The sequence below is a fragment of the Marinospirillum perlucidum genome, from assembly GCF_003336805.1.
GTDB lineage: Bacteria > Pseudomonadota > Gammaproteobacteria > Pseudomonadales > Halomonadaceae > Marinospirillum > Marinospirillum perlucidum.
On record NZ_QFWJ01000003.1, the window covers coordinates 19,184 to 38,445 of the forward strand.

The window sequence follows — 19,262 nt, forward strand, 5'->3', positions numbered from 1 at the left end:
AGCCACCATGGAAAAGCTGGATGCAGTCGTAATCGGTGCGGGTGTCGTGGGGCTGGCTGTGGCCCGCTCCCTGGCCCGGGCCGGACGCGAAGTGATTCTGCTGGAAAAAAATACCCGCTGGGGCGAAGAAACCAGTTCTCGCAACTCCGAAGTAATCCACGCGGGTCTCTACTATCCGGCCGGCAGCCTTAAAGCGCGTACTTGCGTTCAAGGCAACCGGCTGCTTTATCAGTATTGTCGGGATCGACAAATCCAGCATCATAATTGCGGCAAGCTGATCGTGGCCTCGAATGCTCATCAGCTGGCGCAATTAAAACAACTGCAGCAAACGGCCCTGACCAATACTGGCCAGCAACTGCCCTGGTTGGACAAGCAGGAATTGACCCGCTGGGAACCTGAGCTGCAAGTCGAAGCCGCACTTTATTCACCGACCACCGGGATTATCGACAGCCACGCGCTGATGCAGTCGCTGCTGGCCGATCTCGAAGCGGCAGGCGGGCAGCTGGTGACAGCGCAAAAGGTGACCGGCGGTCACTTAACACCGCAAAAAAAATACCTGCAAATCGATGACTATGAAATCCAAGTAGAGCTGCTGGTCAATGCAGGCGGCCTCTGGGCGGTCGACCTGGCACGTCAGCTGCATGCGAATCCTTCCTGGTTGCCCCAGGCCCACTTTGCCCGAGGCCAGTATTTTTCTCTGATGGGAAAGAACCCCTTTAGCCATCTGATCTACCCGCTGCCCGAACCCGGTGGCTTGGGAATCCACTTGACGCTGGATTTACAGGGGCGGGCGCGTTTTGGTCCGGACGTCGAATGGCTGCAAACGCAGGATCCGGCTAAGCTGGACTTTTCGGTGACTGAAGAGGCGCGCAATCGTTTTGCGCAGGCGATCCAGGCTTATTGGCCAGGGCTGCAGCCGCAACACCTCCAGCCGGATTATGCCGGAGTGCGCCCCAAGATCAGCCGTGAAGCACAGCAGGATTTCATGCTGGTCGGCGAAGCCATTCACGCCTGCCCGGGTGTTATGCACCTGCTCGGAATCGAATCACCGGGATTGACAGCCAGCCTGGCCCTGGCCGAAGCAGTAACCCAACAACTGACAGCTACAGGAGTTTGAAGTGACGGATCAATATGCGGTTTTTGGCAACCCCATTGCCCATAGCAAATCACCGCAAATCCATCGCTGGTTTGCCGAACAAACCCAGCAGGATCTGAGTTATCAGCCGATTCTCGCCCCTGAGGAAGACTTTCAAGGCAGTGCCGAAGCCTTTTTTAACCAGGGTGGGCAAGGGGCTAATGTCACCGTACCCTTCAAACTCGATGCCCTGGTTTTTGCCGAAAAGCTGTCGCCACGAGCGCGTCGGGCCGGTGCCGTGAATACGCTGCAAAAAGGCAAGAATGAAGTGATCTACGGAGATAATACGGATGGAGCCGGGCTGGTCAGAGATCTTCAGGGGCATCTGCAATTGAATTTGAATAACCAGCGGGTCTTGCTGGTCGGTGCCGGAGGGGCTGCAAGAGGGGTGGTGGAACCCTTGCTGGAAGCGGGTGTGGCCAGCCTCAAGATTGCCAACCGTACACCGGAAAAAGCCCAGCAACTGGTGCAGATTTTTCACGGCCTGCAGCCTCGGGCCCAGGTGACTGCCTGTAACTGGGCAGGGCTGGAAGGCCAACAGTTCGATCTGGTGATCAATGCCACCTCTGCCAGCCTGAGTGGTGATCTGCCGCCCTTGCCTGCTGGTCTCTTTGCTACCGGAGCAACTGCTTATGACATGATGTACGCGGCCCGGCCGACCCCCTTTATGCAGTGGGCCGAGAAGCAGGGTGCCGAGCAGATCAGTGATGGTCTGGGCATGCTGGTTGAGCAGGCTGCTGAAGCCTTTTTCCTCTGGCGTCAGGTCAGACCCGAAACCTCTGGTGTGCTGCAGCGGCTACGCCAGGAAATTCAGGCAGGTTAAAATGTCCTTGATTCAGCAGTTGACTGCACTTCGACCCTATCATCATGAGCTGGCCGATAACTATCGCCTGGCCGTGAAGGGGCTGGGCTATTTTGAGGCCCAGTTGGAGAGTGACCGTGGCCGGGTGATTAACTCGGCTGCCGTACGTCGCCTGCAGCAGAAAACCCAGGTTTTTCCTCTGGAACGCAATGCAGCCGTTCGCAGTCGCCTGACCCATTCCCTGGAGGTTCAGCAAACCGGTCGTTTTATCACGCGCAGCGTTTTTCATCTGCTGCGTGAGCGAGGAGCGGACCGGGAACTATTGGACTTGGAGCGTTCGGCTGAAAGCCTAGTGGAAATGGCCTGTCTGCTGCATGATATCGGCAACCCCCCTTTCGGGCATTTTGGCGAGGCGGCCTTGTCACGCTGGTTTGCCGAGCACCTGCCCGAGCTGCAGGCGTTTACTCGCCCCCTGGAGGACCCTGCCCAGGAAGACTTGCGGCGGCAATTGATGCAGGAGTTGGTCAATTTTGAGGGCAATGCCCAGGCTGTGCGCCTCTTGGTGAATCTGCAAAAACTCAACCTGACCTATGTGCAGGTGGCAGCGGCACTGAAATACACTCGCTGCGCCACCCAGCCGCGTCCGGATAAAGATCAGCCATTGGATTATCTGCAGAAAAAGCCTGGTTATTACTTTTCCGAAAGCCAGTACATCCAGTCGCTTTACGAAGCCTTGCAGCTCAAGCCAGGCCATCGCTTTGCCTTGAGCTACCTGATGGAAGCAGCCGATGATATTGCCTACTGTCTGGCTGATCTGGAAGACAGTGTCGATAAAGGCATTCTGACCCACCAGAAACTGGCAGAGCTTCTCAAGCAAGAGTTTACCGAACGCTATCCCGAGGACCCGCAAGGCCAGCATTTTCAGGGTTATTCCTTTATCCAGCTGGTGGATTTTGCCCTCGACAAGGCAGCCGAAGAAAGCATCAACAAGGATCATGAATTTTTTGTCTGGTTGCGTGTACGCTTGATTCATCCCCTGGTTCAGCATGCCGCAGAAACCTTTGTCGATCGTTGGGATGAGATCGAAGCCGGCAGCCTCAATCGGGCTTTGCTGGAGGATGATTCCGCCTGCCATGCAGCGGTAACAACCCTCAAGCGAGTGGCCTTCAAGCATGTTTTTAATGTTGATGAAGTCTCCACGCTGATGCTGCAAGGCTACCGTATTCTCTTTGGTCTGCTGGATTTCTATCTGCCCTTGCTACGCCTCTCCCAGGAAGATTTTAAGGAGCTGGAAAGCGGCGAAGCCTGGAATGACTATCTGTTGGAAAGCCGCCTCTTCCAGCGTCTGCCGCGCAAACACCTCAAGGCCTATCAACAGCTTCGTGCTTCTGCTGCCAGCCTGGGCGCTGGGCAGCTTCCGGCCGATGTTTGGGAGGCCTATTGTCGCTGTCGCCTTTTGCAGGACATGATCAGCGGCATGACGGATCAATTTGCCCTGGATGAATACCAGACCCTGGCCGCTGTACGCTAACCGGAGAAGCCTGTGACACCTGCTGTCAATTTACTGAAGAAACGCAAGACTGCTTTTCAGCTGCATGAATACGACCATGAACCCGGATCGGCTTCCTACGGTCTGGAAGCAGCAGAAAAGTTGGGACTCTCCCCCGAGGAGGTCTTCAAAACCCTGGTCGCCGAGCTGGATAGCGGTCAGTTGGTGGTGGCTATTTTACCGGTAGATCAGCAACTCAACCTGAAAAAACTGGCCAAGGCGGCCAAAGCCAAGAAGGCAAGCCTGGCAGACCCGGCCAAAGTGGAAAGAACCACGGGCTATCTACTCGGTGGCGTCAGCCCCCTGGGGCAGAAAAAAGCCCTGCCGACCTTTATCCATCAATCAGCCGAGCCACTGCAGCAGATGAATGTTAGTGGCGGCCGCCGAGGGCTGGAAATCCAGCTGGCACCCAAGGATCTGCTGGCCCTGACACGTGGGCAGCTGGCTGACTTGGTCAGCTAGAAGGTCGTTCGTTAGGCATCAAGCTAATTAATTTTATTAATCATTGCGATTCACAAGATCGACTTCTCTTTTGAACGCCAGGGGTTTAGACTGGTCGTTCTACTTTTTCTTGTCTTTTTGCTTCTTGCTTGTTTGTCAGGAGATTCTCTTGTCTCAATTGAAATTGGCTGTGCTGCTGGGGATGACCGTTGCTCTGGGCCCCCTGGCACTGGATGCCTATTTGCCCGCTTTTCCGGAAATCGCCGAGGGCTTTGCCATTCCCCATTCTGAAGTGGGGCTGACGCTGAGCGCCTATGTGATGACCCTGGGGCTGGCTCAGCTGGTGGGTGGTCCCCTGTCGGATCGTTATGGGCGAAAACTGATTCTTGTCACCGGCCTGCTGATTTTTGCGATTGCCGGCAGCCTGGTGGCCCAGGCCGACTCACTGGTGGAGATGGTGAGCTGGCGTATTCTGCAAGGCATTGGCGGAGCCTTCTGTGCCGTCTCGGTTCCAGCTATTGTACGCGATGAATCCGGTGGTCAGGATGCAGCCCGCCTCTTTGGTTTGATTGGCCTGATCATGTTTATTGCCCCGGCCGCAGCACCCTCACTGGGTGCTTTAATGCTGGCGATGGGGGATTGGCACTGGATCTTCCTGGTCTTGACCGGCTATGCGGTGTTTCTGGCCGTCGTCTTGCAGCTGGCGCTCTTTCCGCATTTGACGCCCCGGCCTCCGGCCACCACCCCTGTGAAAACACTGGTCACCAACTACCTGCTGGTGCTCAAGCACAAGACCACCATGCGTTTTGTGGGTATTCAGGTGCTCTGCTTCAGCACCATGCTGCTGTTTATTACCCATTCCTCGTTTATTTACCAGGAGTGGTTTGGCTTGTCCAATACGGCTTTTTCGCTGCTTTTCGCTGCAAATATCGCTTTAATGGCAACGCTTAACTTGATTAACCGCCCTCTGTTACGCAAGGTACCTTCGGTCATTTTGCTGCGTATTCAGGTGATTCTGCAGTTTATGTCCATGCTTTCCCTGGTGGCCGTGGTCCTGCTGGATGGTCCCTTCTGGGCGGTGGCTGCCTGCATTATCGCGGCAATTGGCTTTCAGGGCGGTATCATTCCCAACAATATGGCCAATGCCCTGGAGTTCTTCCCGCATCTGGGTGGAACCGCAGCGGCCCTTCTGGGAGCAACCCAGTTTACCGTCTCTGGAGGAATCAGCGCCCTGTCCTCGGCTTTTGCCGGCGATTCCTTGATCACCATCGTACTGAGTATGTTGATTTGCTCAACAGGAGCCTTTCTGCTCGTACTAGGCGCTCCGGCGGCCGTTGCGAAAGAAAAGGCTGCTATGGCAGCAGCTGAAAACTGCTAGTCTTCGGCGAGAAAATCCTCACGCGATAAGCCGTATTTTTTCAGCTTGTCGTAGAGGGTCTTGCGCGGGAGGCTGAGGTCTTCCAGCGTGGCCTTGATAGAGCCCTTGTTGCGTCCCAGTGCCTGTTCAATCAGGCTTTTCTCGAACATTTCTACCTGCTCGGGCAGGGTGAGCGGCTGACGGCTGGAATTGCCAAACATCAGTTGCTCCAAATCGTAGTCGCAGGTGGCACCCAGAAGTACATAGCGTTCAGCCAGGTTGCGCAGTTCCCGGACATTGCCCGGCCAATCGTGGCTCATCAGCAGGGAAACCTGAGCCGGTGTCGGTGTGGGAGCTTCCAGGCCGGAGCGGGTGGCGGCAACGATGGCAAAGTGCTGGAAGAGCAGGGGCACATCATCACGGCGATCCCTGAGGGGCGGAATATCCAGGGTAACCACGTTCAAGCGGTAGTAGAGGTCTTCACGAAAGCTGCCTTCAGCCGAAGCCGCCTTAAGATCGGTTTTGGTGGCGGCTATAACGCGGATATTCAGGCTGATGGCATTATTGGAACCCAGGCGTTCCAGTTGCCTCTCCTGGAGAACGCGCAGTAGTTTGACCTGCAGGCTCAAGGGCATGGATTCGATTTCATCCAGAAACAGGGTGCCGCCATTGGCATGCTCGAACTTACCGATGCGCCGCTTGCTGGCGCCGGTAAAGGCTCCTGGCTCGTGACCGAAAAGCTCGGATTCGATGATGCTTTCCGGCACGGCCCCGCAGTTGATGGCGACGAAGTTTTTTCCGGCGCGGCTGCTTTGCTCATGGATATAACGGGCGAGCAGATCCTTGCCGGTGCCGGTTTCCCCCCAGAGGAGCAAATCCGTTTCTACCTGGGCCAGCTGATTGGCCATGGACATCAGGCGTTTAACGGCCTGGGTTCGCCCCAGAACCCGAGGGCCGGGCGTGGAATGGCGGGCCAGCTCCTCACGCAGGCTACGGTTTTCCAGGGTCAGACGGCGCTTGTCCAAAGCCCGGGCGACAACATCCAGGAGCACCTCGTTACGAAAGGGTTTTTCCAGAAAATCATAAGCACCTTCGCGCATGGCGGTGACGGCGGTGGAGATATCGCCGTGGCCGGTGATCAGGATAACGGGCAGGTCGGTATCCAGGGTGCGAGCTTCCTGCAAAAATTCCATGCCGTCCATGCCGGGCATGCGGATATCGGAAATCACCACGCCAGGCCAGTCAGGTGTTAATGCCTTGAGAGCCTGGCTGGCTTTTTCAAAGCTTTGCACCTGATAACCGGCCAGCTCCAGGGTTTGACCCAGACTGATGCGCAGGTGCTTTTCATCATCGAGAATAATGACGGGGAGAAGCGTTTCAGTCATGAGAGTTACCTGTTGATGATGGGAGGTCTTCCGGATAACTGGGCGGCAGGTAGAGGCTGAAAACGGCACCCGTTGCCTTTTCCGGTTCCAGAGGCTGAGTGGGCAGCTGGAAATTCTGATGGTTGTCAGCTTCCAGCCAGCCGTTGAGATCACTGGCGATGCGATTGGAAATGGACAGGCCCAGGCCCAGGCCCTGCCCCGGTTCCTTGCCGGTGACGAAGGGATCGAAGATTTCATCCAGACGATGCCTGGGAATGCCGGGGCCGGAATCCCAGACCTGGATTCTGACCCATTCGCTGCCTTCCCGGATCAGCGAGTCTGCACAAATTTTCAGCTGCTTGCCATCATTTTCCTTGAGCGCATGGAGGGCGTTGGAGAGCAGGTTGACCAGCACCTGTTCCAGGCGAACCATATCGGCCAGCACAAAAACCTCCTGTTCGGGAAAGTCGAGCTCGACCTGGATGGATTCCTGTTCCAGAGGGCTGCGATAAAGGCGCAGGGCATAATCACAGGCAGCCTGAACAGAAACCGGCACCAGTTTTTCGCCACTATTGCGCGAGAACATCTTCAACTGGGCGCTGATTTCACCCATGCGTTCGGTCAATTCCAGAATCTGCTCCAGGTTGGAATCGGCTGTCTCCACCCGGTTGCGGGCCAAAAAGGTGCGGGCATTTTCGGCATAGCTGCGCAGGGCTGCCAGGGGTTGGTTCAATTCGTGATTGATGCTGGCTGCCAGCTGACCCAGGACCGCCAGTTTGGCGGTTTGTACCAGTTCTTTTTGTGTGGCCCTCAGTGCTTCTTCGGTTTGTTGATGTTGATGAATTTCATCCAGCAGGCGCTGATTGCTGGCCGACAGATCCGAAGTTCTTTCCAGAACGCGGGTTTCCAGCTCGTCATGGGCAGCCTGAAGGGCCTGGTGAGCCTCTTCCTTCCAGGCTTCATGCTCCTGCTGGGTGCGTCGACGCTGGAGTAGATAAAAGGCGGTAAAAGCCAGAATGACCAGGGTGAAGCCGGTCAGCAGCAGGATCTGGAAGGTTTGTTTACGCACCGGGTCCAGTTTTTTCATGATATGAACCTGCCAGCCGGCTTCCGGCATGGCCTGGCTAAGCTGCAGGTAATCCTGGGTAAAGCCGCTTTCCAGTTGCAGAGCCAGGCGCTGGGCACCGGATTCCAGCGTTTCTCGTTCGTTGACGGGCAGGGCACTTAATTGGCGTCCGGCATAACGTCGTGATGCCTGGATGCGAGCCTGCGTCTGACTTTCCAGGGGTTGCAGGGTGGAAAGTCGCCATTGCGGGCGCGAGCTGATAAAGATGACGCCATCCGGGTCGGTGACCAGGAGTTCTCCGCTGGGGTCCTGCCAGGGGTCTTCTATGGCATGGATCTCGATCTTGACGACCAGAACCCCCTGAACTTCTTCCTGATAGAAAACCGGATAGGAAAAATAGTAACCGCGCGCGCCGGAAGTGGTGCCCAGCCCATAAAAGCGCCCCCGTCGCCCTTGCATGGCTTGCTGGAAATAGGGGCGAAAGGCAAAGTTCTGGCCGATAAAGCTATCCGGCCGCCACCAGTTGCTGGCGGCCAGGGTTTTGCCCCGGGTGTTCATCAGGTAGATATCGGTGACGCCGGAAATGACCCGATAGCTGTCCAGGGCCAGGTTGAGTTCCTGCAGTTGTCGGCTACTGACATCAGCCTGCAGATAAGCACTGAGGTTTTCCTGGGTGGTCAGTAACTGGGCCAGATATTCGTATTTTTGCAGTTTGCCTCTCAAGGCGGTGACGTGCAGGCGCAACTCATTACTGGCCTGGTTTTCCAGACGCTCTAACTCCTGGTTCCAGGTCAATCGCGCGGTTTGCCATAACAGGAGGATGGCCAGCAACAGTAAACTCAGCAGATGCAGGCTCTTCCAGGGTTGCTGCCAGTTCAGAGGGTCGACCGACTTCAAACGGCCACCTGTACTCGTCTCAGGGCTCTTTGGATACGGGTTTCCTGCTTGGATAGTTCGAGAAGACCATCTTCGACATACACCAGATGCTGGTGGGATTTGCTCTGGGCTTTTTCTGGATCACCCGCGAGGATGGCATCCAGCAGCTCCTTGTGCTGCTTATAAAGCAGGGGGCGGGAATCCTTGCGCTCAAACAGACTGGATAAATTATCCACAATGCTTTTTTCCAGCAGGTTAAAAAGACCGCGCATGGAATGCAGCAGCACTACGTTATGGGCGGCTTCAGCAATCGCCAGATGGAAGGCGGCGTCGGCTTCGGCCTCCTTGACCGGGTCCATTTCATCATAGGTTGAGGTCAATTCTTCAAAGCGTTTTTCCAGCAGTTCCTTATCGGCATTGGTCGAGCGTAGAGCCGCATAGTAGGCAGAAAGGCCTTCCAGCGCATGGCGGAACTCCAGGAGGTCATAGTGGAATTCCGAATGACTGCCCAGCAGTTGCATCAGGGGGTCGCTGAAAGCGGAACCCACCTGCTCACTGACGTAGGTGCCGCCCCCCTGTTTACTCACCAGCAGGCCTCGGGCAGCCAGTTTTTGAATAGCCTCTCGAAGCGAAGGGCGGGAGACGCCGAACTGGGTGGCCAGCTCCCGCTCCGGGGGTAACTTTTGTCCGGGTTTAAAGCTGCCCTCGACAATCATGCTTTCCAGCTGCTGCATGATGACATCGGAAATACGGCGGGTTTCCACTCGGGTGTAAGACATGAAGCGGCTTCCTGCAAACAGTGTTTAATTGGTATGACCAATAATCTAGCAAGTTTTCGGGCCGAAATAAAGCTGTGGTTGGTGCGAACAGCAAACCCTTACCCATCAGCCGGCCGGTAAAAACCAGCCTATTTTAAGCCATGATCCGGCACTTGAGCGAAGGCAGGATTTTATGTCTAAGCTGAAAGAAAAATAATTAGGAAGGGCAGTCACTTAGAAGCAAAATCCTGACTGTTGGCAGCAACAGGAGGTGATTTGGCGTCATTAGACAAAAGTAGCAAAAAGCAGCTTCCTTGTTTGACAGCTGCCAGTAAGCTGCCTAGGATTAGCGCATTCAAGCTTGTAAATTGGTATGACCAATTATTTCAAGATAAAAACACAAGCCAGGTAGTGACTGATGAGTGATCCGATCAAGATGTATCCGTCCAAACCCCAGAAGGTGTATTTCTATGCCACCTGTCTGGTCGACTTGTTTTATCCGGAAGCAGGGATGGCCGGTGTGCAGCTTCTGGAGCGAGAAGGGATAGAGGTCATCTTTCCCGAGAAGCAAACCTGCTGTGGCCAGCCAGCCTACTCATCAGGTTTTAACGACCAGGCGCGCGAAGTCATTCTCCCGCAGCTGGGTCTCTTTCCAGAAGACTACCCCGTTGTCGTGCCTTCCGGCTCTTGCGCCGGAATGATGCGCAAACACTATCCTGAACTCTTTGCCGGCACGCCTCAGCAAAGCCAGGCTGAAGCCTTGGCTGGTCGTACCTGGGAACTGACCGATTTTCTTTTGCGGGTTTGCAACCTGCGCCTGGAAGACCAGGGGCAGCCAGTGAAGGTGGCCATGCACACCTCCTGTTCGGCGCGTCGTGAAATGGGAATTGCCGAGGTCGGCCCTGCCCTTTTGCAGCAGTTGGATCAGGTGGAGTTGGTTGAGCAGGCGCGTCCTGCAGAATGCTGTGGTTTTGGCGGCACCTTTGCCGTACGCCACGAAGAGATTTCCGGTGCCATGGTGCAGGACAAGGCCGAAGCCCTGGCCGCTGCCGGTGCCGAAGAATTTGTGACCACTGACTGTGGCTGCCTGATGAACATTGCCGGTTACAGTGAAAAACAGCAGCTGCCTCTCAAGGGCGAGCATATCCTCAGCTTCCTGTGGAAACGCTTGCAGGCTGCAGACAAGGCCCCCGTGAATGCCGGAGGTAAAGTATGAGCCAGCACCAGGAAGCCGTTCAGGAATTTCATCCTCGCGTTCATGCTGCCCTGCAGGATAGCCAGATTCGCAATAACTTCCGCAAGGCGATGGATGGTCTCATGGGTAAACGCCAGCAGGCTTTTGCCGATTGGGATCTGGAAGGCCTGCGTGACTTGGGTGCAGCAGTACGCTTGCGTGCGCTTTCGCGGTTGCCGGAATTGCTGGAAGAGCTGGAAGCCAATTTAACCCGCCAGGGTGTACGTGTTCACTGGGCGGAAAACGGGGATCAGGCCTGCGAGATTATTCGTGATATCTGCCAGGCGCGCGATGCCAAGAAGGTCATCAAGGGCAAGTCCATGGTTTCTGAAGAGATGGAGCTGAATGCCTATCTGGAAGAAGCCGGTATCGAGGCCCTGGAATCCGACCTGGGTGAATACCTGGTGCAGCTGGCTGAAGAAACTCCTTCGCACATCATCATGCCGGCCATTCACAAGAATACCGATGAAATCTCGGCGCTGATGCATGAAAAAACCGGGACTCAGCCTTCGCGCGATGTTGCCTATCTGACCGCCAGTGCGCGTCAGCAACTGCGGGAAAAATTCATGCAGGCTGATGTGGGTGTATCCGGGGTCAACTTTGCCGTGGCAGAAACCGGAACCCTTTGTCTGGTGGAAAATGAAGGCAATGGTCGTCTGACCACGACCACGCCCTCCTGCCACATTGCTGTTACCGGCATCGAGAAGGTGGTGGAGAAACTGGAAGATGTCACCCCCTTGCTGGCGCTTCTAACTCGTTCGGCCACCGGCCAGCATGTCACTACCTACGTCAATATGATTTCCGGCCCGCGCAAGGAAGAGGAAAAAGACGGCCCGGAAGAGGTCCACCTGGTCCTGGTGGATTCCGGTCGCTCCAGTATCTACCAGGATGAAGAATTGCTGGATACCCTGCGTTGTATCCGCTGCGGGGCTTGCATGAACCACTGCCCGGTTTATACCCGCGTGGGTGGTCATGCCTATGGCACCACCTATCCAGGTCCCATCGGCAAAATTCTGATGCCGCATTTACTCGGCCTGGATAAAACCCGGGATCTGCCTTCAGCCTCCACCCTCTGCGGTGCCTGTGGTGAAGTCTGCCCGGTGAAGATTCCCATTCCCAAGCTGCTTCAGCGCTTGCGTAAGGAAGCGGTCGATGGTGATAGCCTGCGGCCTTCCGTGGTTTCCGGTCACGGTGTCAAACGCCGTTTTCTGGAAGTTCTAGCCTGGAAAGGCTGGGCCAAGATGCATGCCCATGCCGGTTTTTATCGCTTGGGTACGCGCATGATGACCAGTCTGCGCGGTCTGATGCCCAGCAAGCTGGGTGGCTGGACGCGTTATCGCACGCCACCGCGTATTGCCAGCAAATCCTTCCAGCAGATGATGCGTGAACATGCCCAGAAGTCCAATGCCGGAGGCCGCTCATGAACCAGGCTCGCAGTAATATTCTCAGACGCCTGCGTGCAGGCCGCAAAGCCAGTTTTGCTCTGCCAAGAAGTGATTTTGCTCCGGTGCGCGATCGTGACTGGAGTGCAGCGGAAAAGCTGGATCTCTTTCAGCAGAAAATCGAATCCGTCCATGGCGAGGTACATCGGGTTCCTGCCCAGCAATGGGTGCCTGAATTGTTGCGCTTGTTGGCAGAAAAGCAACTGAGCAATCTGCTGGTCAGTCCCGAGCGCAAACCCGGCCAGGAATTGCGTGAGCAGTGGCATGGCGACCTGCCTGAATTACTGGCCTACGATCAGCCCATTGAGAACTGGAAAAGCGAGCTGTTCAATCAGGTGGATGCCTCCCTGACAACCTGTCGCGGGGCGATTGCTGAAACCGGTTCCCTGATTCTCTGGCCGGATACCCAGGAACCGCGTTTGATGACCCTGGTGCCACCGGTGCATTTTGTCCTGCTGGAAGCGGACCAGATTTATGCCACCTTCCATGAAGCCCTTTCCACTCAGGGCTGGGTTAATCAAGGCCTACCCACTAATGCTCTGCTGATTTCCGGTCCGTCCAAGACGGCAGATATTGAGCAGACCCTGGCCTACGGCGTGCACGGACCTGCTGAGCTGGTCGTCTTGGTGTTGGAGTAGTGCTACCGGGAGTTGTGAAGCTGTCACTAAAGCAGGGAGGTGAAGCTTACCTTCCTGGAGTGATTTGTCCGGCCGCTTGCCGGACAAAATTAAAGAGGGCTTAAGCCCCGTAAAAAGATCCCTGAGACCCCCTTTGTGAGAGGAGGTGGTCCCAGGGTGCTGTCAATAATGACAACAAGAGCAATTAAGCGATAGGAAATATACCATGTCTGAAACCCTGCTGTCCCTAGTGGCCTTTGCGCCTTTGGTACTGGCTGGCATTCTGCTGTTGGGTCTGAATCTGCCCGCACGCCTGGCCATGCCGATTGTATTTATCGTCACCGCCCTGATCGGTTTGTTTGCCTGGGATATGACTCTGAACAGAGTGTTGGCTTCCAGTTTCCAGGGCCTGATCCTCACCGGCGCCATCCTCTGGATTATCTTTGGTGCCATCCTGCTGCTGAATACGCTCAAGCATTCCGGTGCCATTACCGCCATCCGTACCGGCTTTTCCGGTATCAGCCCTGACCGTCGTGTTCAGGCTGTGATCGTTGCCTGGCTGTTCGGTTGTTTTATCGAGGGTGCCTCAGGTTTTGGTACCCCGGCTGCTGTTGCTGCGCCTCTGCTGGTTGCCCTGGGCTTCCCGGCACTGGGTGCGGTCATGATCGGCATGATGATTCAATCCACGCCGGTTTCTTTCGGTGCCGTGGGTACGCCCATCGTTGTGGGTGTTTCCGGTGGTCTGAATAAGTCCGGTATCAGTGAACAACTGGCTGCCCAGGGTTCCAACTGGGATGTTTTCTACCAGCTGATTACTTCTGAAGTGGCGATTACCCATGCCATCGTTGGTTTGTTCATGCCGCTGTTCATGTGCATGATGCTGACACGCTTCTTTGGCAAGAATAAGTCCTGGACCGAGGGTCTGGCTGTGGCTCCTTTTGCCATCTTTGCCGGTCTGGCCTTTGTTCTTCCCTATGCTGCTGCCGGTGTCTTCCTGGGTCCTGAGTTCCCCTCCATGATTGGTGCCCTGGTTGGTCTGGCGATCGTTGTTCCTGCGGCCAAGGCAGGTTTCCTGATGCCCAAGACGCCTTGGACTTTTGCTGATCCTAAAGACTGGCCTGCCGAGTGGATGGGTAAGCTGGAAATCAAAATGGACCAGATTGCTGGCAAGATGCCCATGTCCGGTGTTAAAGCCTGGACCCCTTATGTTCTGCTGGCTGCAATTCTGGTTGCTTCACGCGTTAGCCCTGAAATCAAAGGCTTTTTCACCAGCTTCCTGAGCTTTGGTTGGAGCAATATTCTGGGTGAAGAGGGCATTTCCGGCGCGATTCAGCCGCTCTACCTGCCTGGTGGCATCATGGTGATGGTGGTCGCGATTACCTACTTCCTGCACCAGATGAAATTTGGCGAACTCAAGGCGGCTTTGAACGAGTCATCCCGTACCCTGTTGGGTGCCGGTTTTGTCCTTATCTTTACCATTCCCATGGTCCGTATCCTGATCAACTCGGGTGTGAATGCAGCTGACCTGCCTTCCATGCCGGTCGCCATGGCGCAGCTGGTATCTGAAGCCGTGGGTGGCATCTATCCGCTGTTTGCACCACTGGTTGGTGGCCTGGGTGCCTTTATTGCCGGTTCCAACACGGTTTCCAACCTGATGCTGTCGCAGTTCCAGTTCAGCGTGGGTGAACTGCTGGGTATTTCCAGCGCCATGCTGGTTGCTCTTCAGGCTGTGGGTGCTGCTGCCGGTAACATGATTGCCATTCATAACGTGGTGGCTGCTTCAGCGACTGTGGGCCTGCTGGGCCGGGAAGGACGGACGTTGCGGATGACGATCATCCCCACCATCTACTACTTCCTGTTTGCCGGCATTATTGGTTTGATTGCTATCTACGGTCTGGGTATTGCCGATCCGCTGCTGGGTCAGTAATTCAGCAGTCCTTTCCGGGCCGCTTGCGGTCCGGGTCAGCACCAGGGAGGGTGCTGCTATTCGATCAGGAGGACAGGGCAGCTGGACTGCCCAATCAAGTTCAACTTTTTCCTGGAACACCGCTTATGTCTTCTCCCTACTCTGAATTGCACCAGGCCCTGGCTCAACAGCTTCCTGAACAACGGCTGATCAGTGATGAGCTGCGTACCCTGGCTTATGGTACGGATGCCAGCTTCTATCGCCTGGTTCCCGGCCTGGTCGTGCGCGTGGAATCCGAGCAGGAAGTTCAACTGGTGCTCAAGGAAAGTGCTGAACGGGGTTTGCCGGTCACTTTTCGCGCGGCGGGTACTTCCCTTTCCGGTCAGGCCGTGACCGATTCGGTTCTGATTCAGCTGGGTAACGGCTGGAAGGATCATGAAATCCTCGAATCCGGTGAGGCCATCCGCCTCAAGCCGGGTGTTATCGGTGCCCAGGCCAACAAGTATCTGGCACCCCTGAATCGTAAAATTGGCCCGGATCCGGCATCCATCAATGCCTGCATGATCGGCGGTATTGCGGCTAACAATGCCTCCGGTATGTGCTGTGGTACAGCACAGAACTCCTACAATACCCTGCAGGATATTCGTGTGGTTTTTGCCGATGGCAGCCTCCTGGATACTGCTGATCCGGAATCCGTTGCCGCTTTTCGCCAGTCACATGGAGACTGGCTGGAGCGGCTGGCAAATCTTGGTGAGGAGACCCGCCATAATATTGCTCTGGCCGAGAAGATCCGCCACAAGTACCGCCTGAAAAACACCACGGGCTATAGTCTCAATGCGCTGGTGGATTTTGTTGATCCGCTGGAAATCCTCAAGCATCTGTTGATCGGCTCCGAGGGTACTCTGGGTTTTATCAGCGAGATTACCTATCGCACGGTGCCGGATTATCCCAATAAGGCGGCCGCCCTGATTTATTTCCCGGATATGGCTTCGGCCTGTCGGGCCACCACCGCCATGAAGCCGACACCGGTATCGGCAGTGGAGCTTCTCGACCGCGCGGCTCTGCGTGCCGTGGAAGAGATGCCGGGTATGCCTACCGACCTTAAAAGTCTGCCCGAAGAGGCGGCAGCCCTATTAGTCGATGTGCGGGGTAGTGACAGCGAGCATCTGGAGAAGAATATTGCTGAGGTGACGGCTGCCTTGGAAGGTATGACCACCCTGCAGCCGGTTCACTTCACGCTGGATCTGAAAACCTACGAACTCTACTGGAAGATTCGCAAGGGCACCTTCCCGGCGGTGGGTGCGGAGCGGGTGATCGGCACCACGGTCATTATCGAGGACGTGGCCTTCCCTCTGGAGCGCTTGGCCGAAGGGGTCACTGAACTCCAGGCTCTGTTCCGCAAATATGAATACAATGAAGCCATCCTGTTTGGTCATGCGCTGGAAGGCAATCTTCACTTTGTCTTTACCCAGGGTTTTGATGATCCTGCCGAAGTTGAGCGTTATGAAGCCCTGATGGATGAAGTGGCCCAGTTGGTGGCTGTTAAGTATGGTGGCTCCCTGAAAGCGGAGCATGGCACCGGGCGTAATATGGCCCCCTATGTCGAGCTGGAATGGGGCAGTGAAGCCTATGCCTTGATGAAAGCCATCAAGCAGCTGTTTGATCCAGCCAATCTGCTGAATCCGGACGTGATTCTTTCAGATAATGCCCAGATTCACCTGCAGAATCTCAAGCCTCTGCCCGAAGCCGATCCGCTGGTCGACAAGTGTATCGAGTGCGGCTTTTGTGAAGCGGTGTGTCCGTCACGTCGCCTGACGCTGACCCCACGTCAGCGCATCGTGATCTGGCGTGAATTGCAGCGTCGTCGCCAGCAGGGAGAGGATGCCGAAAGCATTGATCGCCTGGAAGCGGCCTACCAGTACCAGGGCCTGGATACCTGTGCTGCCGATGGTCTTTGTTCTACCCAGTGTCCGGTGGGGATCAACACCGGGGATCTGGTCCGGGGGATTCGACGCCAGCAGAACCTCAAGCATCAAAATAAGGCGCGCTGGATTGCCAGTCATTTTGATGGGGTGACTCGCATGGCCCGGGGAGGAATCCGCCTGGCTCAGATGGGCCGCAAGGTGATCGGTGATTCCGGTATGGCTGCAAGCATGACCCTGGCGCGCAAGGCCGGTGTCGAGGCCGTAGGCCACTGGCTGCCGAGTATGCCCCAGCCAGCCAAAGCTATGAACAAGCTAGGAACAAGGGTGCCCGCACCCAGCGACCCCGAGGCACCGGCTGTAGTCTACTGGCCTTCCTGTGCCAGCCGCGTTCTGGGACAGAACAAGGATGCCTCCACCAGCGAAGACCTGAGTGAAGTGACCATCAACCTGCTGCACAAGGCAGGCTATCGGGTCATCTTCCCTGAAGGTGTGGATGCACTCTGCTGCGGTATGCCTTTCCAGTCGAAGGGGCTTTTTGAAGTGGCTGACAGCAAGCAGGCGGAATTGGTGGCTGCCCTCTACAAGGCATCCGAACAGGGGCGCTGGCCGGTGATTGCCGATACCAGTCCGTGTAATTTCCGCCTGGAAGAAAACGGTGTTCTCCCGCAACTTCAGGTCTATGAAGCCAGCGAATTTGTCGCGGAAAAGCTGCTGGATCGTCTGAAACTGACGCCCAAAAAAGCCAGGGTGGCAGTGCATGTGACCTGCTCCACCACACGTCGGGGTAAGGGTGATCTTCTGGTCAAACTGGCCAAGGCCTGTGTGGAAGAAATTGTTCTGCCTGAATCGGTCACCTGCTGCGGTTTTGCCGGTGATCGGGGATTCCAACAGCCGGATCTGAATGCTTCGGCCTTGCAGGATCTGCGTAAAGAAGTGGCAGGCTGTGAAGAAGGCTATTCCAATAGCCGTACCTGTGAACTGGGTCTGACCCAGCATAGCGGGGTCAACTATCAGTCAATTCTCTATCTGGTGGACGAAGTCAGCACTTGACCCTAGCTGGCCTCCAAGTGAGGCCGGCTTTTACTGCCGGGTTTGAACCTTGTCTTCCTTGAGGATGAAGGTGACCTTGTCCAATTCCTTGCTGACCTCATAATCACGACCGGCAATCTTGAGCAGCGTGCCTGGATAGGCGCGTCGATTGACCTGGATCTTGGCGGCATAAAAGCGCTTGAGCTTTTCTTCCAGTTCGTGCAGATCCTTGTTGAGCTGAGCCGAGCGGAATTGCAGGGTTTCCTTGGCGCGAATCAGTTGGTCCTTCTTTTTGGCCAGCTCTTCCTTGCCCGCTTTGCGCGTTTTGCGAGCCAGTTCAATCAATTGGTACTTCTGATCTTCAAGGTGCTTGAGCTGGCCCAGCAGCTCAGTGTATTCCTCTTCCAGCTTGCTGCATTCGCCCACTTCCAGATGCGTCTCCGTGTAGGCGAGCGCGCCGCTGGTGCTCATTTCCAGGGAGTCTGCCGCCTTTAGGTGACCGCCCACGACCTGCCCCTTTCCCTGAACCTGAATATAAGAACCGGCAACCAATTGCGAGTGCATCACCTGATTGCCGATGATGATCTCCTGGTTGGCCTGCATTCTGGCCTCATGGGCGAAGCGCGCCTTGATACTGCATTCGGCCACCAGCGCAGCCTTTTCAGTAATGTATTCGCTGCCGGTGTGGCCTATTACCCCACCGACACATTCTATATGTCCACCGGATTTGATAAAGGCGGCATCGACGACTCCGCCAATCTTGATATCACCCGTGGCGATGACCTGCATACCATCGCGGACATCACCCTTGATTTCCACGCTGCCACGATAGCGAACATGCCCGGTTTCGATATCCACCTTATCGATTTTCAACAGCTGCTCAATGTGCACGCCCTTGTCGCTGATCACCGGAATACCACCACTGGCGGCGACCAGGAGATCCTCGTCATCTTCAGCAGTCTTGACGCTGGCATCCTTGATACGGAACTGGATATCCTTACCATCCTTGGCGCGTAGCGTCTTGCCGGTGACACTCATGCCAGGCTGACCCTTGGTAGGAGGGTGGCGGCGCATCAGAGGGGTGTCTTCCTCGATAAAGGGAAATTCGCCATAGTCGAGAAAATCCACCCGACCGGTTTCATCTTCGAGTGGACGGCGATCAGAGGCATCCTTGACTAGGGTTTCCAGCCAGGCATCCTGACCGTTATAGGCCGCTTCACCGTAAGCGATGACCGTACAATAGACCTCTTCGGTGTTACGAAGGCGTTCATTTAATTCGGGATCGACCAGGGTCTCAAGAACATCCTCCATCAGGCCATGGCTGATTTTGGCTTTTTTGATGACCTGCTGCAGCTGCTCCTGATCAACAGCCTTGCCCCGGCCCTGAGCACCAAAAATCACGACACCGGCGAGTAGCTTGCTAGGGTTGAGAAAGACCTCGGCACGCCCATCCACGGGAATGCTGATACAAATATCCTTGCTTTCCTTGCGCCGAACAGCATCCAGGAGCACGCTGATATTCTGGTTGATGAGAGGAAAATCCCGGCTTTGGAAGCCTGCTTCCTGAACCACCTGATGGAACTGTTCCTTGGTCAGCTCACGGCTGACTTCCAGGGGTTCAAAGGCGACCCAGAGCTCCTGGGTATCCTCGTGAAGTTGAAAAGCAAAACCAAGCTCCAGGGCGCTGGGCAGCTCCTGGGGTGTCTCTTGATCTTCTTCTTTTCTGGCCATCTGCTTTTTCCTTATACAGTAATTCGACCT

The 19,262-nt window shown here is 55.7% G+C and carries 14 protein-coding genes; 10 read left to right on the forward strand and 4 right to left on the reverse strand.

Going from position 1 to position 19,262, the window contains the following annotated elements; all coding sequences use genetic code 11:
* Positions 1 to 7: 7 nt before the first annotated feature.
* The 5 genes from DFK18_RS04920 to DFK18_RS04940 all read left to right on the forward strand — a co-directional run bounded on the left by DFK18_RS04920 (position 8) and on the right by DFK18_RS04940 (position 5,305).
* Positions 8 to 1,117, forward strand: a complete 1,110-nt coding sequence (locus DFK18_RS04920; protein WP_114417110.1) for an NAD(P)/FAD-dependent oxidoreductase — start codon at positions 8 to 10, stop codon at positions 1,115 to 1,117.
* Position 1,118: 1 nt separating this feature from the next.
* Positions 1,119 to 1,958 (forward strand): shikimate dehydrogenase, encoded by an 840-nt coding sequence (gene aroE / locus DFK18_RS04925; RefSeq protein ID WP_114417111.1) that lies wholly within the window; start codon positions 1,119 to 1,121, stop codon positions 1,956 to 1,958.
* A gap of 1 nt (position 1,959) precedes the next feature.
* Positions 1,960 to 3,468: a dGTPase gene (gene dgt, locus DFK18_RS04930; RefSeq protein ID WP_114417112.1), complete on the forward strand. Its 1,509-nt coding sequence runs from the start codon at positions 1,960 to 1,962 to the stop codon at positions 3,466 to 3,468.
* A gap of 12 nt (positions 3,469 to 3,480) precedes the next feature.
* Positions 3,481 to 3,948, forward strand: coding sequence for a Cys-tRNA(Pro) deacylase (gene ybaK, locus DFK18_RS04935; protein WP_114417113.1), 468 nt, complete (start codon positions 3,481 to 3,483; stop codon positions 3,946 to 3,948).
* Positions 3,949 to 4,096: 148 nt separating this feature from the next.
* Positions 4,097 to 5,305 (forward strand): multidrug effflux MFS transporter, encoded by a 1,209-nt coding sequence (locus DFK18_RS04940; RefSeq protein ID WP_114417114.1) that lies wholly within the window; start codon positions 4,097 to 4,099, stop codon positions 5,303 to 5,305.
* Here the strand turns inward: DFK18_RS04940 and DFK18_RS04945 are convergent.
* The 3 genes from DFK18_RS04945 to DFK18_RS04955 are packed head-to-tail and all read right to left on the reverse strand — an operon-like array spanning position 5,302 to position 9,369.
* On the reverse strand, positions 5,302 to 6,669 hold the full coding sequence (locus DFK18_RS04945; RefSeq protein ID WP_114417115.1) for a sigma-54-dependent transcriptional regulator: 1,368 nt from the start codon (positions 6,667 to 6,669) through the stop codon (positions 5,302 to 5,304). The genes DFK18_RS04940 and DFK18_RS04945 overlap by 4 nt on opposite strands.
* Positions 6,662 to 8,611 (reverse strand): sensor histidine kinase, encoded by a 1,950-nt coding sequence (locus DFK18_RS04950; protein ID WP_114417116.1) that lies wholly within the window; start codon positions 8,609 to 8,611, stop codon positions 6,662 to 6,664. The genes DFK18_RS04945 and DFK18_RS04950 overlap by 8 nt, the downstream gene beginning before the upstream one ends.
* Entirely contained in the window at positions 8,608 to 9,369 is a 762-nt protein-coding gene (locus DFK18_RS04955) for an FCD domain-containing protein (RefSeq protein WP_114417117.1), read from the reverse strand. The genes DFK18_RS04950 and DFK18_RS04955 overlap by 4 nt, the downstream gene beginning before the upstream one ends.
* A gap of 397 nt (positions 9,370 to 9,766) precedes the next feature.
* On the opposite strand from DFK18_RS04955, the gene DFK18_RS04960 reads away from it, so the two are divergent.
* The 5 genes from DFK18_RS04960 (at position 9,767) to DFK18_RS04980 (ending at position 17,522) form a co-directional block, all read left to right on the forward strand.
* The gene (locus DFK18_RS04960) at positions 9,767 to 10,564 is read left to right on the forward strand and encodes a (Fe-S)-binding protein (RefSeq protein WP_114417118.1); all 798 of its coding nucleotides are present in this window, start codon (positions 9,767 to 9,769) and stop codon (positions 10,562 to 10,564) included.
* On the forward strand, positions 10,561 to 12,006 hold the full coding sequence (locus tag DFK18_RS04965) for a LutB/LldF family L-lactate oxidation iron-sulfur protein (RefSeq protein WP_114417119.1): 1,446 nt from the start codon (positions 10,561 to 10,563) through the stop codon (positions 12,004 to 12,006). The genes DFK18_RS04960 and DFK18_RS04965 overlap by 4 nt, the downstream gene beginning before the upstream one ends.
* Positions 12,003 to 12,662, forward strand: a complete 660-nt coding sequence (locus DFK18_RS04970) for a LutC/YkgG family protein (protein WP_114417120.1) — start codon at positions 12,003 to 12,005, stop codon at positions 12,660 to 12,662. The genes DFK18_RS04965 and DFK18_RS04970 overlap by 4 nt, the downstream gene beginning before the upstream one ends.
* A 205-nt stretch (positions 12,663 to 12,867) precedes the next feature.
* A complete protein-coding gene (locus DFK18_RS04975; protein WP_114417121.1) occupies positions 12,868 to 14,568 on the forward strand; it encodes an L-lactate permease in 1,701 nt (566 codons plus the stop codon).
* 125 nt (positions 14,569 to 14,693) lie between these two features.
* Positions 14,694 to 17,522, forward strand: coding sequence for an FAD-binding and (Fe-S)-binding domain-containing protein (locus DFK18_RS04980; protein WP_114417122.1), 2,829 nt, complete (start codon positions 14,694 to 14,696; stop codon positions 17,520 to 17,522).
* Between the two features lie 30 nt (positions 17,523 to 17,552).
* Here the strand turns inward: DFK18_RS04980 and DFK18_RS04985 are convergent, their stop codons facing one another.
* Complete coding sequence (locus DFK18_RS04985) at positions 17,553 to 19,232, reverse strand: flagellar assembly protein A (protein ID WP_114417123.1); 1,680 nt, start codon at positions 19,230 to 19,232, stop codon at positions 17,553 to 17,555.
* Positions 19,233 to 19,262 lie beyond the last annotated feature (30 nt).

Coding starts and splice junctions, on each gene's coding strand:
- DFK18_RS04920 (WP_114417110.1), top strand. CDS start 8: ATGGAAAAGCTGGATGCAGTCGTAATCGGTGCGGGTGTCGTGGGGCTG.
- dgt (WP_114417112.1), top strand. CDS start 1,960: ATGTCCTTGATTCAGCAGTTGACTGCACTTCGACCCTATCATCATGAG.
- DFK18_RS04945 (WP_114417115.1), bottom strand. CDS start 6,669: ATGACTGAAACGCTTCTCCCCGTCATTATTCTCGATGATGAAAAGCAC.
- DFK18_RS04955 (WP_114417117.1), bottom strand. CDS start 9,369: ATGTCTTACACCCGAGTGGAAACCCGCCGTATTTCCGATGTCATCATG.
- DFK18_RS04960 (WP_114417118.1), top strand. CDS start 9,767: ATGAGTGATCCGATCAAGATGTATCCGTCCAAACCCCAGAAGGTGTAT.
- DFK18_RS04965 (WP_114417119.1), top strand. CDS start 10,561: ATGAGCCAGCACCAGGAAGCCGTTCAGGAATTTCATCCTCGCGTTCAT.
- DFK18_RS04970 (WP_114417120.1), top strand. CDS start 12,003: ATGAACCAGGCTCGCAGTAATATTCTCAGACGCCTGCGTGCAGGCCGC.
- DFK18_RS04975 (WP_114417121.1), top strand. CDS start 12,868: ATGTCTGAAACCCTGCTGTCCCTAGTGGCCTTTGCGCCTTTGGTACTG.
- DFK18_RS04980 (WP_114417122.1), top strand. CDS start 14,694: ATGTCTTCTCCCTACTCTGAATTGCACCAGGCCCTGGCTCAACAGCTT.
- DFK18_RS04985 (WP_114417123.1), bottom strand. CDS start 19,232: ATGGCCAGAAAAGAAGAAGATCAAGAGACACCCCAGGAGCTGCCCAGC.